General features: G+C 41.6%; 14 protein-coding genes and 1 pseudogene. 14 read left to right on the top strand and 1 reads right to left on the bottom strand.

What is annotated here, in order from left to right:
- Nucleotides 1-28: 28 nt before the first annotated feature.
- The gene (locus ASE55_RS10295; protein ID WP_056218833.1) at nt 29-2896 is read right to left on the bottom strand and encodes a M16 family metallopeptidase; all 2868 of its coding nucleotides are present in this window, start codon (nt 2894-2896) and stop codon (nt 29-31) included.
- Nucleotides 2897-3242: 346 nt separating this feature from the next.
- Between ASE55_RS10295 and ASE55_RS10290 the strand changes: the two genes are divergently transcribed.
- The 14 genes and pseudogenes from ASE55_RS10290 to ASE55_RS10230 all read left to right on the top strand — a co-directional run bounded on the left by ASE55_RS10290 (nt 3243) and on the right by ASE55_RS10230 (nt 17273).
- Complete coding sequence (locus ASE55_RS10290) at nt 3243-4568, top strand: sigma-54-dependent transcriptional regulator (protein WP_056218824.1); 1326 nt, start codon at nt 3243-3245, stop codon at nt 4566-4568.
- A gap of 447 nt (nt 4569-5015) precedes the next feature.
- Nucleotides 5016-6710, top strand: a complete 1695-nt coding sequence (kdpA, locus tag ASE55_RS10285) for a potassium-transporting ATPase subunit KdpA (RefSeq protein WP_056218822.1) — start codon at nt 5016-5018, stop codon at nt 6708-6710.
- 150 nt (nt 6711-6860) lie between these two features.
- Entirely contained in the window at nt 6861-8900 is a 2040-nt protein-coding gene (kdpB, locus tag ASE55_RS10280; protein ID WP_056218819.1) for a potassium-transporting ATPase subunit KdpB, read from the top strand.
- Nucleotides 8901-8981: 81 nt separating this feature from the next.
- Nucleotides 8982-9530, top strand: coding sequence for a potassium-transporting ATPase subunit C (locus ASE55_RS10275; RefSeq protein WP_056218816.1), 549 nt, complete (start codon nt 8982-8984; stop codon nt 9528-9530).
- A gap of 82 nt (nt 9531-9612) precedes the next feature.
- Nucleotides 9613-10698, top strand: coding sequence for a porin (locus ASE55_RS10270; protein WP_082474485.1), 1086 nt, complete (start codon nt 9613-9615; stop codon nt 10696-10698).
- 219 nt (nt 10699-10917) lie between these two features.
- Nucleotides 10918-12027 (top strand): histidine kinase, encoded by a 1110-nt coding sequence (locus ASE55_RS10265; RefSeq protein ID WP_056218808.1) that lies wholly within the window; start codon nt 10918-10920, stop codon nt 12025-12027.
- Nucleotides 12028-12031: 4 nt separating this feature from the next.
- On the top strand, nt 12032-13747 hold the full coding sequence (locus ASE55_RS10260; protein WP_056218828.1) for an ATP-binding protein: 1716 nt from the start codon (nt 12032-12034) through the stop codon (nt 13745-13747).
- 36 nt (nt 13748-13783) lie between these two features.
- A complete protein-coding gene (locus ASE55_RS10255; protein ID WP_238585035.1) occupies nt 13784-14104 on the top strand; it encodes a hypothetical protein in 321 nt (106 codons plus the stop codon).
- A 34-nt stretch (nt 14105-14138) separates the two neighbouring features.
- The gene (locus tag ASE55_RS20945) at nt 14139-14288 is read left to right on the top strand and encodes a type II toxin-antitoxin system RelE/ParE family toxin (RefSeq protein WP_410493020.1); all 150 of its coding nucleotides are present in this window, start codon (nt 14139-14141) and stop codon (nt 14286-14288) included.
- A gap of 166 nt (nt 14289-14454) precedes the next feature.
- A complete protein-coding gene (locus ASE55_RS10250) occupies nt 14455-14934 on the top strand; it encodes a hypothetical protein (RefSeq protein ID WP_056218806.1) in 480 nt (159 codons plus the stop codon).
- Between the two features lies 1 nt (nt 14935).
- Entirely contained in the window at nt 14936-15604 is a 669-nt protein-coding gene (locus ASE55_RS10245) for a hypothetical protein (protein ID WP_056218804.1), read from the top strand.
- A 46-nt stretch (nt 15605-15650) separates the two neighbouring features.
- The gene (locus ASE55_RS10240; protein WP_056218803.1) at nt 15651-16190 is read left to right on the top strand and encodes an HD domain-containing protein; all 540 of its coding nucleotides are present in this window, start codon (nt 15651-15653) and stop codon (nt 16188-16190) included.
- A 14-nt stretch (nt 16191-16204) separates the two neighbouring features.
- Complete coding sequence (locus ASE55_RS10235; protein WP_056218800.1) at nt 16205-16642, top strand: hypothetical protein; 438 nt, start codon at nt 16205-16207, stop codon at nt 16640-16642.
- A 73-nt stretch (nt 16643-16715) separates the two neighbouring features.
- Nucleotides 16716-17273 (top strand): annotated as a pseudogene (locus ASE55_RS10230) (YdeI/OmpD-associated family protein).
- The last annotated feature ends 298 nt before the right edge of the window (nt 17274-17571 follow it).

The raw sequence follows: 17571 nt of genomic DNA, 5'->3' as shown, positions 1-17571 counted from the left end.
GCTCCTTTGGAGCGGCCGAAGCTTTTATTTAATATCCGAAAATATCTTCCAGACTGACTTCCTTAAAAGTTCCCAGCTTCCCGGCAGCTTCCCGGTTGAGGTTTTCCCTCTTCCCGATAATGGCGGTATTGAACTGTACAGATTTTATTTCTGTATGGTAAAATGCTTTCAGGTTTTCAAAATTCAGGTTCCTGATCTGTTCATAAATATCTTTTCTGAAATCATATGCAATCCCCAGTTTTTTCAGCCTTAAGGTATTGAAGAATACATTGGTTCTGGTAATGCGGGTAGAGGCAATCTGCTTCATCGCTGCATTCCGGGCATTCTCAAACTGAGCGGGCACATCCGGCAGTTCAGCCATCAGTTCAGCCAGCGTATCTACGGCAATCTGGAGCTTGTCCGGCTGTGTCCCGATATAGGTGGTAATATAATCGTGGTGCCCCCTTTCTGCATTCGGCGCATAGGAAACATAGGCAGAATAGGCGAGACTTTTGCTTTCACGGATTTCCTGGAATACGATGGACGAAAGCCCTCTTCCGAAATATTCATTGAAAACATTGATCTTTCCGAAATTGCCCGTATTCACTTCATTTCCGCGTCCTACTTTGGTCATTTCCATCTGGACCATATCATAGTCGGTGAAATAAACATTCCCGGCAGTTTCCGGTTCAGGATATGGCCTCGGTTCAGTGATCTGACGGCTTTCCGGCTCAATATAATCCGGAATATAAGTCTTGAAATGTTCAAAATCTTTTCCGTAGAAAAAGAGCTGATAAGGATATTCAAACAAAGATTTTACTGTGTCGGTGAATACTTCCGGTCCGCTGTTTTCCAGTTCCTCTTTTGAGATAACATCGGTAAATCTTGAAAATGCACCCAGCTTGGTATAGTTGGTCAGCGCTGTCATGATCCGGTTTTTGTCTTTCTTTACAGCGGCCCGGTTTTCCAGGACGTTTTCTACAAACTGATTATAAATTTCCTGATCCGGTTTTACCTGCTGCATCCAGTGCTGAAGCAGCTTTATTCCCTGCTCCATATGCTCCTCAAGGCCGTTCAGGGTAATCAGGAGTTGGTCGCTCGTGGTTTTAAAGTCATTGCTAACGCCGATCTTAAAAAACTCGTTTTTCAGGTCTTCGGGTGAGTACTGTTCAGTCCCCAGATACTGTAGAAGCTGCGTGGCGATTACCAGATTTTTATCATGGTCACTTCCCATAGGAAATATGAAATGGACCTGGGCCAAATCATTGTATTTGTTTTTAACAAAACTTATCTGCTTCTCCTTAATGGTTTCTCTCTGAATTTCCCTGTCATAATCAATAAACTCAGGCTCAATATCTGCCGTTTTTTCATCCAGAATGGCTTTCAGGAAATCAGACTGTGCTTCACGGTTGATTTTTATGGGTGTAATCCCGGGGTTATCCACACGCAACAGCTGGTCGTTAACTCCTTTTTCCTTGTAGACTGCTACATAATTATCCCTGAAAAATTCCCGGGCAAAAGCAATGACATCCTCTTTGGTAAACTCTTCATATTCATCCATTTCATTCAGCTCCTCTTCCCAGGTTCTGCCTTTGATGTAGGTATCGTACAGATTGGTAGCCAGTCCGTCTGCGGTTTCCAAAGATTTCATCCTCTGCAGCTTGAAATCATTGATGATGGCAGGAAGCATCCAGTCCGGGAAATCGCCGCTTTTAAGCCGTTCAATTTCTTTCATGACCATATCTTCCGCTTCTTCCAGTGTCTGGTTTTCTTTAGGGACCGCCACAACGGAAAAATATCCGTATTCCTTCAGGCCTACCGAATAAGCCTGTGCCCACAGCATCTTTTGGGTCTGGTTGATATGCAGGTCCAGCAGTCCGGCCTCTCCTCTGTTGCTTAAGATGTTGGCGGCAATATCGGCAAGCATGGCTTCGCGGGTTGCATAGCTTTCGGTTCTCCAGGCCAGCTGGATTCTTGGTGTCGTAGGGCTTTTTACGGTTCTTTTTACAATTCCCGTAATCGGCTCTTCTGTGACCGGTGTTTTTTCCGGAAGCTCTTTATAGGGAAGCTCTCCGAAATACTGATCCACCAACTGGATTGTTTTCTCAAAATCAAGGTCGCCTACCAAAACCACAGCAAAGTTGTTGGGCACATAATAATCATCAAAATACTGATGGATTGCCTTCATGGAAGGGTTTTTCAGGTGTTCCGCTTTTCCTAAGGTCGTCTGCTGCCCGTTCGGATGATTCGGGAACAAAGCATCCATCATTTCATACTGTACGAGCCTGGAATCATTATCCTGGGCACGGTTGAATTCTTCATACACGGATTCCAGCTCTGTATGGAAAAGGCGGAGCACCAGCTCCGAAAACCTTTCCTTCTCAATTTTCAGCCATTTTTCCAGCTCGTTGTTCGGGATGTTGTTTTTATAAACCGTTTCATCAAACCACGTATGGGCATTGGTCCCGGACGCACCCAGAGAAGAAATTACCTTGTCATATTCATTGGCAATGGCATATTCGCTGGCTTCCTGGGAAACTTCATCTATTTTTTTGTAAATGTCTCTTTTTTTGGCAGCATCCGGTTCCGCTTTGTGCTCTTCATACAGGTCTGAAATCCGGTTCAGCAGCACTTTTTCCTTTTCCCAGTCCTGGGTTCCGATTCGGGAAGTCCCCTTAAACATCATATGTTCCAGGTAATGCGCAAGCCCGGTATTGTCAGCAGGATCATTATTGCTTCCCGTTCTGACCGGAATGTAGGTCTGAATTCTGGGCGCATCAGAATTCCGGGCAAGAAAAACCTTCAGCCCGTTTTTAAGGGTGTAGATTCTTACCTGGTTTTCGTCATTGGTGACGGTGATATATTCGTAGGTGTTGGGATCAGTATGGACCGTTTCCTGGTATCTTTTTTTCGTCATAATTATCATTTCATTGTACTCAGAAACCTGAGGTATACAAATGTAAGCAATCGTAAGAGAATCGTCATGGTTTTTATAACTAATGCGTCTATAATCATCATTTGTGAAAAATAAAACTAAAGTTCCCGTTAAAACTGATTGTCAATTATTTCAGGAGCTGTTTCCGGCTATCCGCTCATACGCCTCGCGCCGCCGCATGAACCTTCCGGCTGCGGGGTAACCGCTTCTATCCGGGCTAAGGAAGAAAGGCCGGTATAAACACTACAGATTTTAAAAACATGCATTGCCCGGCACATCTTACCGAATAAATTCAATAAGTTTGTACCTGTTTTCTAACACACCCACCATGTCCGGAACCATTCTGATCATTGATGACGAAATCAAGCTCCTGAAACTTTTGGGAATGATCCTTTCCCAGGAAGATTTTAACGTAAAACAGGCTTCAACGGCCCGCTCGGCAATGACCATGCTGGAACAGTATGAATTTGACGTGGTCTTAAGCGATGTCCGCCTCCCCGATGCGTTCGGGGTTGATCTGGTCAAATCTGTCAAGTCGAAATATCCTTATCTGGAAGTGATCTTAATGACGGCCTTCGGAAATATCACGGATGCCGTCCAGGCGATGAAAAACGGAGCCTATGACTATCTGGTAAAAGGTGATGACAATGAGAAAATTATTCCCCTAGTATACAAAGCGCTGGAAAAAGTAAAGCATAACAAATCCGGGATTATTCAGAAAAATACCGTCCAAAAAGGATTTGAAAGTATTATCGGGACTTCATCCCAGATTCTCCAGTCCAAAAAACTGGCGGAAAGAGTGGCACTTACGGATGCCACCGTTCTCCTGACCGGAGAAACCGGAACTGGAAAAGAAGTATTTGCCAATGCCATCCATGAAGGAAGCGACCGGAAGAAAAACAGCTTCGTAGCCATCAACTGTTCCGCCTTCAGCAAAGACATCCTGGAAAGCGAGCTTTTCGGGCACAAAGCCGGGGCATTCACAGGAGCCGTAAAAGATAAGAAAGGCCTCGTAGAAGAAGCCAACGGAGGGACTTTATTTCTGGACGAAATCGGTGAAATGCCGGTAGAACTCCAGGCCAAGCTGCTCCGTGTGCTGGAAACCAGGGAATTCATCAAAATGGGGGAAACCAAAGTTTCCAGATCAGATTTCCGGTTGATTGCCGCGACCAACAGAAACTTGGAAGAAGAAATCCGAAACGGAAATTTCAGGGAAGATCTATATTTCAGGCTGAATATCTTTGAAATCAGGCTGCCGGCACTCCGCGAAAGGAAAGATGATATAAAAGCCCTGGCAAAAGGCTTTGTCAGTATATTTTCGAAAAAAATGCACCTGCAGGCAGTTCAGGTACTGCCGGAATATTACAAGATCCTGGAAAAAAACGACTGGAAAGGGAACATCCGGGAACTCCGCAATACGGTGGAAAGAAGCCTGATCTTAATGAACGACAATGTTTTAGACCCGGAAAGCCTTCCTCACTATTCTGAAAAACCTCCTGCAGAAAACGATTCTTTAAGTATACGATCCCTGGAAAAAGAACATATCCTAAAAGTTTTACAGTATACCAAAGGCAATAAAGCCGAGGCTTCACGGTTACTTGAAATCGGGATTGCCACACTGTACCGCAAACTGGAAGAATACCATCTGAGATAAATTACATCCTATCAATTTAATAACAGGCCTATCATAATGATAGGCTTTTTTGTTTTCCGGCATTGTTTAAAATCCAAATAACTCACTATCAATAAACCACTTATATAAAATATCAGCACAATGGACTTTATTTTGGCATTAACAGTACAGAATAAAATATTTAAAAAATGACAGTTTCAAGAAAAACGTTCAGAAAACAGGAGCACCCGGCATTCAGCCGGCTGATTGTTTCGTATGCAGTCTTCACCATTCTAACTTTAATTACAGCGGTATGATGACCATCGGTTTAATCCTGCTGTGTGCAGGCATGTTCTGGCTTTTATACAAATCCGTTGAATTCTTTGATCAAATATAAAAATTATGTGGAGTTTATTTTTTCTTTCCCTGCTTGCATTCGGGTATATCTGCTACGTCCTGATGAAACCTGAAAAATTTTAACCAACAATCATGAATACAGAAATTTTAGGCATTATTGCCATGTTTGCCATCACATTGGTCATCGGTATTTTCTTAGGAAAATATATTGCTGATGTTTACGGGTATAAAACAAACCTTACAGACCGGATTTTTCAGCCGGTTGAAAATTTAATTTATAAAGTCTCAGGGATCAACCCCAACAGGCAGATGACCTGGAAGCAGAATATGTATGCCCTGCTGACGATCAATGCCGTGTGGTTTGTGCTGGGATTTTTCATCTTGTCAAACCAGTCGTGGCTTCCCCTCAATCCTGACGGCAATCCTGATATGTCTCCGGATCTTGCCTTTAATACCGCCATCTCTTTTCTGGTCAACTGTAATTTACAGCATTATTCCGGGGAGACGGGGGTGAGTTACCTCAGCCAGCTGTATCTTATGTTCCTGCAGTTTGTAACCGCTGCAACAGGCATGGCTGCAATGGCTGTGCTGTTCAAAGCATTTAAAGACAGAACCACTACGGAACTGGGTAATTTTTACGACTTTTTCACCAAATCCATTATCAGAATCCTGGTTCCGGTCAGCATTGTGGTCGCCTTTATTCTTTCTGCCAACGGCAGCCCGATGACGTTTGAAGGCAAAGACCATCTTACGACACTGGAAGGCCAGGACATTGAGGTTTCCAGAGGTCCGGCGGCAGCCTTTATTGCCATTAAACACCTGGGAACCAACGGTGGCGGATTTTTCGGAGCCAACTCGGCACACCCGCTTGAAAACCCGAATTACCTGACAAATATGACCGAAATGGTTACCCAGATGATTATTCCTTTTGCATTGGTCTTTGCCCTCGGATTTTATTTGAAGAAAAGAAAGCTTTCGTGGGTCATTTTCACGGTCATGACGATAGGATTTCTCGCACTTACGGTTCCGAATGTCATCAATGAAACCAACGGAAATCCGCTGATTACCCAAATGGGAACCGATTCTCATCTCGGTGCTATGGAAGGGAAGGAAATCCGTTTCGGAAGTGCCGCTTCAGCCTACTGGAGCATTGCCACAACGGTGATCTCAACAGGTTCGGTGAATGCCATGCATGACAGCACCATGCCGCTTTCCGGAATGAACCAGCTGCTGGCCATGATGATCAACTGTTTCTACGGTGGCTGTGGCGTCGGGATTCTCAACTATTTCATTTTCATCATCCTCGCTGTATTTATGAGCGGCCTGATGGTCGGAAGAACGCCTGAGTTTTTAGGCAAGAAAATCGAAGCCAAAGAAATGAAGATCGCTATGATTGTCGCTTTATTTCATCCGTTCCTGATCCTTGTCGGGACTGCGTTAACAGCGTATCTGCCGGAATTCGGAGCCAAAACGCTCAACAATCCCGGATTCCACGGGTTCAGTGAAATGCTGTATGAATTCACTTCCTCTTCTGCCAATAACGGTTCCGGGTTTGAAGGCCTGGGCGACAATACTCCATGGTGGAATATTTCAACGGGAATTGTGCTGCTGCTTTCAAGGTTCATCCCGATTATCGGCCCGATTGCGATTGCAGGATTACTGGCCGGAAAAAAATACATCCCGGAAAGTGCAGGAACGCTGAAAACAGATACTGCTACTTTCGGATTCATGACTTTAGCCGTGATCCTCCTGATTGCCGCGCTGTCATTCTTCCCTGCACTTACCTTAGGCCCGATTGCAGAACAATTACAATATTTTTCTAAATAAAAATTAATCAAAACATCAGATGTATTTAAGAGGTTAGGAATATTAAGCCAATCATCATCAAATCACTAAGCTGAATATTTAAAAATATTCCTTAACTCAAACTTACCTTAAATACATCTTAACGGTTCAAATAAAAAAATCATTCAGGCAATGAAAAATCAATCACAGACATTGTTTCAGAAAGATCTGGTTAACGAAGCCATTCAACAGTCCTTCGTCAAGCTGAATCCTAAAATCATGTTTAAAAACCCGGTCATGTTCCTGGTGGAAATCGGAACGGCGGTTATGCTCATCGTAAGTATATTCAGCTTAACGGGAGATCATTCCCAGGGCAGCTTCACTTATAATTTCCTGGTATTTATCATCTTATTCTTTACAGTTTTATTTGCCAATTTTGCTGAAGCCATTGCTGAAGCCAGAGGAAAAGCACAGGCCGACACGTTAAGAAAAACCCGGGAAGAAACCCCTGCAAAAGTAGTCGTTGATCAGAAACCGGGATTTCAGGTAGAAACGGTTCTAAAAAAATCTGCCGATATGACGCTGGGCGACATTTTCCTCTGTGAAGCAGGCGACCAGATCCCGATGGACGGCGAAATCATTGAAGGACTTGCCACTATTGACGAATCTGCCATTACCGGTGAAAGTGCCCCCGTGATCCGTGAAGCAGGAGGTGACAAAAGCTCCGTGACAGGCGGAACCAAAGTACTTTCCGACAGGATTAAGGTGAAAGTAACCACCAGGCCCGGAGAATCTTTCCTTGATCAGATGATTGCCCTTGTAGAAGGCGCTTCAAGACAGAAAACACCCAACGAAATCGCATTAACCATATTATTAGCCGGGTTTACGCTGACCTTTATCATCGTGACCGTTTCCCTGAAACCTTTTGCAGATTATGCGCAGACGCCGATCACCATTGCAGCATTCATTTCACTTTTCGTTTGTCTGATTCCGACAACGATCGGCGGCCTGCTCTCTGCGATCGGGATTGCAGGAATGGACCGGGCTTTAAGAGCCAACGTGATTACCAAAAGCGGGAAAGCGGTGGAAACCGCCGGCGATATTGATGTTCTCCTGCTGGATAAAACCGGAACCATCACCATCGGGAACCGGAAAGCTACCCAGTTTTATCCTGCGAATGGAACCGACCTCAATGAATTCATCAGAGCCTCTGCACTCAGTTCCGTAGCAGATGAAACACCGGAAGGAAAATCAATCATCGAATTAAGCCAGCTAAAGCCTGAGGAAATACTGGTCCCCAATCCTGTTTATATTGAATTTACCGCTGAGACAAGAACTTCAGGGATTGATTTTGATACTACGAGGATCCGTAAAGGAGCGTACGATACGATTAAAAAGCTTACTGAAAAAGCCGGGAATATTTTCCCGCCGGAAACCCAGGAAGCCGTAACCCGGATTTCTGAAAACGGAGGGACGCCGCTCGTAGTTTCCGTTAATGAAAAAGTCTGGGGCGTCATCGAACTTCAGGATATTATCAAGACCGGGATTCAGGAAAGGTTCCAGCGGCTGAGAAAAATGGGAGTGAAAACGGTAATGGTTACCGGTGACAATCCTTTAACGGCCAAGTTTATTGCTGAAAAAGCCGGTGTGGATGATTTTATTGCTGAAGCCAGGCCGGAGGACAAAATGAACTACATTAAAAAAGAACAGCAGGAAGGAAAGCTCGTGGCCATGATGGGAGACGGAACCAATGACGCGCCGGCTCTTGCCCAGGCTGATGTGGGAGTTGCCATGAACAGCGGAACAGCGGCCGCCAAAGAGGCGGGAAACATGGTTGATCTGGATAATGATCCTACAAAATTAATTGAAATTGTAGAAATCGGGAAACAGCTGCTGATGACCCGCGGGACGCTTACCACATTCAGTATTGCAAATGACGTGGCGAAATATTTTGCCATCATCCCGGCACTCTTCATTACGTTTATCCCGGCATTGCAGAAACTGAATATCATGAATCTTCACAGTCCGGAATCTGCTATTTTATCCGCGATTATTTTTAATGCCATTATTATCCCTGTTCTGATTCCCCTGGCGTTAAAAGGCGTAGCCTACAAACCGATCGGTGCCAGTGCACTGCTGAGAAGAAACCTTCTGATCTACGGTCTGGGCGGGATTATCGCACCATTCATCGGAATAAAAGTGATTGATTTAGTGATCAGTTTATTCTTTTAAGCGGGAAAGCGGAAGGGTAAGCTTACATTCTCCTTCTTTCCTTTCCTCTTATCAATTCATTAACTAAAAAATTTAATCAAAATGAAAAATCATATTTTATCTGCATTAAGACTGACACTTGTTATGCTTATTATCGTTGGAATTTATTCAGGTATTGTTTACGCAGGTTCTCAAATTCTACCAACCCAGGGAAACGCAGAAATCATCAGTTATAAAGGTCAGAAATTCTATGCCAACATCGGCCAGGATTTTAAATCTCCAAAATATTTCCACGGCCGGCCTTCCGCTGTGGATTATAATGCCGCAGGAAGCGCAGGAAGCAACAAAGGACCCAGTAATGAAGAATATCTGGAAACGGTTCAGAAAAGAATCGACACCCTGAAAATGCAGAATCCTGGAATGGAAAGTGTAAAGGTTCCTGTAGACCTGGTAACCGCAAGCGGAAGCGGCCTGGATCCCGATATTTCTGAAGAAGGCGCCCGGTATCAGGTTCTGAGAATTGCTGAAGAACGCAAAATAGCGGCAGAAAGAATTGAAGAACTGATCAAAAGACAGACAGAGCAACCGCTTCTCGGGCCTTCAAAAATCAATGTTCTGAAACTGAATATTGCTTTAGACCAAATGAATTAATTTTTTTGAATAATCACACCAGATCCATCACTCATCTATAAAGTTTTAATAAAGTATAGATCTTGCTATACACATCATTCAAATGAAAAAATACATCATCACCGCATTTATACTGGGCGTGTTCTTCCCGAAAGCACAGTCTTCAGATTCACTGGCTGCTCAGCCTAAAATCAGTTTTTCTGCATATGCAGAGCTTTTTTACACATATGATTTTAATGAACCTGCAAATCACTTACGCCAGAATTTCCTGTATTCCTACAACCGTCACAATGAAGTCAATCTGAATCTGGGGCTTATTAAAGCGGCCTATCAGGACAAAAACATGCGTGCCAATCTCGCGCTGATGGCAGGAACCTATGCTCAGGACAACCTCGCTGCTGAACAGGATGCATTGCGGTACGTGAACGAAGCGAATATCGGGATTAAAATTTCCAAAAATAAAAACCTGTGGATCGATGCCGGGATCATGCCTTCCCACATCGGCTGGGAAAGTGCCATCGGAAAGGACAACATTAACCTGACCAGAAGCCTCGCGGCAGAGAATTCCCCTTATTTTGAAACCGGAACCAAAATTTCCTACACCACGGATAACGGAAAATGGATGGTAAGCGGAATGGTGCTGAACGGATGGCAGCGGATTGCCAAACCGGAAGGCAATCAGAGCCTGTCATTCGGCCATCAGTTAACCTATAAACCAAATGATAAAATTACCCTGAACAGCAGTTCGTTCATCGGCAACGACAAACCTCAGAAAGACAAAAAAATGCGTTATTTCCATGATCTTTTCGGGAGCTTCCAGCTGACAGATCAATTCTCCACCACGCTGGGCTTCGATATCGGTGCCGAACAGAAGGAAAAAGGAAGCGAAAACTATAATCTCTGGTACAGTCCGAATATCCTGATGAAATATCAGCTGAATGACCAATGGGCGCTTGCCGGAAGACTGGAATATTATAATGATGAAAACGGAGTGATTATCAGCACCGGGACCCCGAACGGATTCCAGACCTTCGGATATTCCCTGAACCTGGATTATGCCATTTTTAAAAATGTGGTATTCCGTACGGAAGCCAGAGGATTTACTTCCAAAGATGCTGTTTTTATGAAAAATGACAACTTCAGCAAAGGAAACTTTTTTATCACCACAAGTCTTGCGGCCTGGTTTTAAAACACTGGAAATTCATGACGGGAGCCGGGAAAGATTAGTGGATGCAGAACTAAAAAATTTAACTGCATTTTTATTCTTAAGCTTAAATAAAAGTACATATCAGGAAAAGGATTTTTAAAACTCACAGCCCTTATCAACGTCCTGCCTCAGGCTTCCCCTTTCCCTCCTGTAAACAATATTGTTGTGATTCAGAAAATACAATTGAAAAAAATTAAACCCATGCCTTCAGCACAAGATTTTTTAGAACTGATTCAGAAATCCCGGAAAGGGAAATTCAAAATCTATATCGGGATGAGTGCGGGCGTGGGAAAAACTTTCCGTATGCTCCAGGAAGCGCATTCCCTGCTACGGAACGGCATTGATGTCAAGATCGGTTACATAGAAACGCACGACCGCGAAGAAACCAAGGCATTGACAGAAGGCCTTCCGGAAATTGCCAGGAAATCTGTTTTTTACAAAGGAAAAAGCCTGGAGGAAATGGATCTTCAGGCGATTATCAATGAGCATCCCGAAGTAGTTCTGGTGGATGAGCTGGCGCATACCAATGTGGAAGGCTCCAAGCACAAAAAAAGATGGCAGGATGTACTGGAAATCCTGGATAACGGCATTAATGTCATCAGTGCCATGAATATCCAGCATATTGAAAGCCTGAACGATGAGGTAAGGAAAATTACCGGCGTTGAGGTAACGGAACGTGTCCCGGACAAAATTTTAGCTTTCGCGGATGAGGTGGTGAATATCGATCTGACGGCAGATGAGCTGCTGACCCGGCTGAAGGAAGGGAAAATCTATAAGAAAGAAAAAATCCAGACCGCTTTGCAGAACTTTTTCCAGAGCGGCCATATCCTGCAGCTCCGCGAGCTGGCCTTAAAGGAAGTGGCGACCCACGTTGAAAAGAAAGTGGAAACGGAGATCAGGACCGAAAATTTTAAACCCGTAAAATTCCTGGCCTGCATCAGCAGCAACGGAAAGGTTGCTAAAAACATCATCCGGAAAACAGCGAGACTGGCGAGTTATTACAACAGCGCATGGACGGTTCTGTACATCCAGAGGCCATCGGAAAGCCTTGAAAAAATTGCCCTCGACAAGCAGCGTTATCTGATTAATAATTTTAATTTAGCACAGGAATTGGGTGCAAAAGTTATGCGTGTAAAAGAAAGCAGCGTCCATAAAGGAATTCTGGAATATGTTATTGAGCATAACATCACCACGGTCTGCATGGGAAAGCCGCATGCTAAATTATGGCAGAACATTTTCGGCTACAGCTGGATTTATACCCTGATGAACCGGCTGAATGAACGGCAGATTGATATTATTATTTTATCCTGAATTGATGAAACTAAAAACGAAACTTACCCTGGGCGTCGGTCTCCTGTTTTTACTGATTGTCCTGCTTTCAGTAATAGGTTCTGTGTATATCAACAAATTAAAATCGGATACGGAGAAAATCCTTACCGCCAATTACAACAGTATCGAGTTCTCCAAAAATATGCTGCTGGCTCTGGATAAGATTGCATCAGACAGTGCCGTAGCCATTAAAGATTTCCGGAAAAACAGCATCCTGCAGGAGAAAAATCTGACGGAATTCGGAGAAAAGGAAGCTACCCAGAACCTCAACCTGCATTTCCGGGATTACCTTCAGCGGCCTACCGTTGAAAAGGAAAAAATGATCCGTGAAGACCTGGTCACTATTATGTCCCTGAACATGAAAGGCATTGAACGGAAGAGTGATATTGCCATCATCACTGCCGAAAACGCCACCTTCTGGATCGTCAGCCTGGGAACGGTGTGTTTCCTGATTGCCGTGGTTTTGCTGGTTAATTTACCGCAGACCATCGCCGAACCCATTAAACAGCTTACGTTCAGCATCCGGCAGATTGCGGATAAAAATTATAACCAAAGGGTTCATTTTAAAGGAAGCGAGGAGTTTAACGACCTTGCCCGGTCTTTCAATATCATGGCGGAAAAGCTGCAGGAATATGAAAGCAGCACACTTTCAAAACAGCTGATGGACAAGAAGCGTATTGAAACACTGGTTAACAATATGCACGACGCAGTAATCGGGCTGGATGAGCATCATTATATTTATATGATCAATGATGAAGCCCTGAAAATCACCAATCTTAAAAAAGAAGAAATGATCGGAAAGACGGCTCATGAAGTCGCGGTAAACAATGATCTCATCCGCGAGCTTCTCAAAAACATTGAAAATCCTGCCAAAGAACCGATTAAAATTGTGACCGACCATAAAGAAAATTATTTTGAGCAGGAAATTATACCGATCAACATTGTAAAAACCGGAGAACAGGAAAAAAAGAACATCGGCAAAGTAATCTTACTGCGGAATATCACCCCTTTCAAAGAACTGGATTTTGCCAAAACCAATTTCATTGCCACCATCTCACACGAACTGAAGACCCCTATTTCCGCGATTAAAATGGGTGTCCAGCTGTTGGAAAACCAGAAATTCGGAATCTTAAATGAACAGCAGCAGGAACTTTTAAAAAGCATTAACGAAGACGGACAGAGGCTGCTGGATATTACAGGCGAGCTCCTTAATCTTTCCCAGGTAGAAACAGGCAATATCCGCCTACAGATCGAAAGCTGCAATCCTAAAGAAATGGTTCAGTCCGCCATAAAAAATGTGGAAAAGCTGGCGGAACAGAAGAATATCTCAATTACTGCCCGGTATTTAACCGGAGACCATGACCTTGTTTCCGCTGATTTTGATAAAACCGTCTGGGTCATGAATAATTTCCTGAGCAATGCCATCAAACATTCTTTTCAGGAAGAAAGCATTTCCATTACCGTTGAAAGACAGGCATCATCGGTACGGTTCAGCATTACGGATACCGGAAAAGGAATTGATGAAAAATACCACCGCCAGATTTTCGACCGCTATTTCCAGGTTCCGGGTGAGCATCAGAACGGCACCGGGCTCGGACTTGCCATCTCTAAAAATTTTATTGAAAAACAGCACGGTGAAATCGGCGTGAAAAGTTTACCGGATCAGGGAAGCACTTTTTATTTTGTACTGCCCTTGGCTTAAGTTATTTTTTCTACATTTGAATTAAATTCACAGCCGATGAATACATCAGATTTAAAAATTGATTTAATTAACCGAATTACCCGATTAAAAGAAGTCAGAATTATCGAAGAAATTCAAAAACTTTTAGATTTTGAATTGGATAATCATGAGTATATTCTTGCAGACTGTCAAGAAGACAGAATTTCTGAAGCTCAGGAAGAATATAAAAAATCATCATTTCTGAGTGATGATGAAGCCAATCAGGATATTGAAGAATGGCTAAAAGAAGATAATCTGGACACAAAAAAGCTAATTTTGAAAGAAAAGAAATTCTTGAATATTGGATACTCAGAAACAGATCTAAAAATTTCAGTATAAAACTAAACAAGTTTATTGTAAATGCCACTCAGTCATTAGCAGAACACCCTACTATTGGAAGAAAAACAAACCTCGAAATGTTCGTGTGAAAATTATCCGTGATTATTTAATTTTTTATGAATTTTCAGAATCTGAATTGGTTATTCTTTCCATTTGGGACGGAAGGCGTGATATAAATAGGTAAGCCATCAGAACGATTACAAGCATATGAAGCTCAATTCAGTTTTAATAAAACCTCAATATTCCTGAAATTGATAAAATACTGATGTATGGAACCGAGCAGTAAACAGCGACCGAAAATGTATTTATCTGAATATTCTTACCTTTAAAATTTTAAATAACAGCTGCAGATGCCTGACACTATATTCATTTATTTTCTGACTGGTCTTGTTTTATTTTCCGCAGGTAAAATTATTTATTATTATATTGAAAAAAAGAAAATTCTTGAAGAGTGTAAAGATTTAAATACGATTGAATTAAAAAATATAACCGGAACAATTTTTACAGATGAAGGAACTTTTAAAAAGAAGTATGAATGGTGCTCATTTCATGTTTTTATTAATGAAAATTCGATCTTTCTATTCATAACCGGTTTCAGTTTTATTCCGTTTAAAGTTACCAATCTATTATTTTCAAACTCAAACAGAAAAAACACCAGAAAGCCCACACTTCTCAGAGAATATAAAATTGGTTCAGATACCATTCAGCTGGTGTATTATCCTGAACATCTCTTAGCAAGAAGCAGAACAATAACTTTGAAAAACCTCAATACAGAGCAGATTGCAATATTTGAAAATGTATTAGACGGAAAAAGCAGAAGATTTTATTAAAATGAAAGTACAACTCATTCCCGTCATTGAAATCACAAATTATGATGACGATATTCAAGTACCTCTTTTCAGCCCTTACTGGGAATTTCCTGATGAATGGCAGGATTATCATATGTCAGCAAATATAAAGGCAGGTTTCTCCGGAGATCTGAAACCCTATGTCACAGGTTTTTCTCTTTATAAGATCACTGAAATCTCAGATGCAGATCTTTTAAAAGTTATTCATAAAGAAATTGAAATCCAGCAGGCCGATGAAGATTCCGGAACGATTTATCTGAACTGTTCTTTGGCTGGCGGATATGTTTTAAACATAGATGGTGCGGATTGTTATTTTCCCCAATGCTGTGCGAATCTTGGGGATATTGAAGATTGGGAAGATCTTCTGGATGATGATCACTCTTATTTTTATATGGGACATCCTTCTCCAGCAATAGAAAAATATGATCATAAAATTATTTTAGATTTTTTGAATTCTGAAATTCAGGAAAATTATGCACCGCCTGTTTCGGATCATCGGATTGAAGTTGATAAAGAAGCATTAAAAATTGCTGTTGACCATGTTAAAAAGGAACTTCATGCGTTTGCTCAACGGCTTTTGAATATCAATCAAACTGAAGACCTCAATATTCCTGAAATTGATAAAATACTGATGTATGGAACCGAGCAATAAACAGAGACCGAAAATGTATTTATCTGAATATTCTTACCTTTAAAGCATGATGTCAATTCAAACCCTTTATCAGGAAACAATAAAATTTGCGGCTCAGAAACATACCGATAAAAACCAGACTATTCCGGGAACTAATCTTCCGTATGCAGTTCATTTAAGCAATGTGGCTATGGAAATCTTGGTTGCCTCTGAAAAATCAAAAGATTTTGATCCTGGGTTTGCTGTACAGGTTGCCTTGCTTCATGATTCCCTGGAAGATACCGACACTTCTTTTCAGGAACTTGAAAACATTTTTGGCAAAGCCGTTGCAGAGGGCGTTATGGCATTAACTAAAAACTCCGATTTGGAAAAAGTTCATCAAATGCAGGACAGTTTACACAGAATTAAAGAACAGCCAAAAGAGATCTGGGCAGTAAAATTAGCCGACAGGATTACCAATCTTCAAACGCCGCCAGCTCATTGGTCAGATCAAAAAATCAGAAACTATAAAGCTGAAGCCCGTTTAATTCTGCAGGAACTTAAGGGTGGGAATGATTATCTTGAACAAAGATTACAAGAGAAAATCAACGAATATTACTGTTTATAATTAATCATATCTGAATGGAATATTATACCTACTGGTCTGTTTTAGAAACCCCAAGCCATTCAATTAAACCTTATTCAATATTTCTTATCATACTGATTATTTCGATATTTGCATTTCTCTCAGTTTTAAAATTTCGGAAGAATGACGATGATGATGATAAAAAGATTCATCTGATTTTGATAAGCTTATTTATTGCGCTGTCACTTCCCTGCTATATTTATTTAAGATTTTTTAATTATGATAATACAACAGAAAGAATTTCAAAATTATTGCAGTCGGATCGGTTAAAAAAAGCTGAAGGTACTATTTCAAACTACAGAAGAGAATCAGAGGGGAAATCAATGATTGAAAGTTTTGAAGTAAATTCTGTAACGTTTACATATTATGATATTCACTCTATGAATTCAATCATTTCGGAGGCAACAGAAGTAATGATTTATATGATGGTTTAAAGGTGAGAATTACTTACACAAAAGGAAATAAATTCAATGAGATTATGAAAATAGAATTTCAAAAATAAATAAAATGGCAGCAACCTTTTTCCCGAAACAGGAAGCGTTCCGCAGCTGGCTTGAAAAAAACCATCAGGCAGAAAAAGAACTGTTGGTGGGCTTTTACAAAGTCGGGACCGGAAAACCGTCGATGACGTAGTCTGAATCGGTGGATCAGGCATTGTGTTTCGGCTGGATTGACGGTGTGAGAAGATCGATTGACGAAGAAAGCTACAGCATCCGTTTTACACCCAGAAAATCCACGAGCATCTGGAGTGCCGTTAATATTAAAAAGATAGAAGAACTGACAAGAGCGGGTTTAATGACTGAAGCAGGACAAAAAGCTTTTAAACTCAGAAAAGAGGAAAATTCGGCCATCTATTCCCATGAAAAAGGTCTTGCCACACTTGATCCTGAACTGGAAAAACAATTTAAATCCCATCCTGAAGCATGGAAATTTTTCAACAGTCAGGCGCCGTCCTATATAAAAGTTATGCTGCATTGGATCATGAGCGCGAAACAGGAGAAAACAAGGGTTTCAAGGCTGGAGAAAACCATTCAGGTCAGTGAACTGGGGAAAAGAATGACATAATTATAATATGACTGAATTTATTATTTTTTTACTCGTCATTTTTGGGGTTTCAAATCTTTTTTCTTTACATTATTCAGAAAAAGAAATCAAAAAAGAAACCGGTTAATATTATATACAATTACATCAGGCCTTTCTATTATCTTAGGCATGTACCTTGTTTTCAGTGACTTTCCAGCTTTTACAGCAGTTCATTTTATTAAAAATATTTTATCTGTCGTTTTTTTAAATCTCGTCATCACAGGTTACTTTTTTTTGCTTTCTGCTGTTAATTCACTTATCGAAAAAATTCTTATCGTGC

The sequence above is a fragment of the Chryseobacterium sp. Leaf201 genome, from assembly GCF_001421435.1.
Lineage (GTDB): Bacteria > Bacteroidota > Bacteroidia > Flavobacteriales > Weeksellaceae > Chryseobacterium.
The sequence above is the reverse complement of the archived record's forward strand: the minus strand, read 5'-3'. Positions and strand labels throughout refer to the sequence as shown.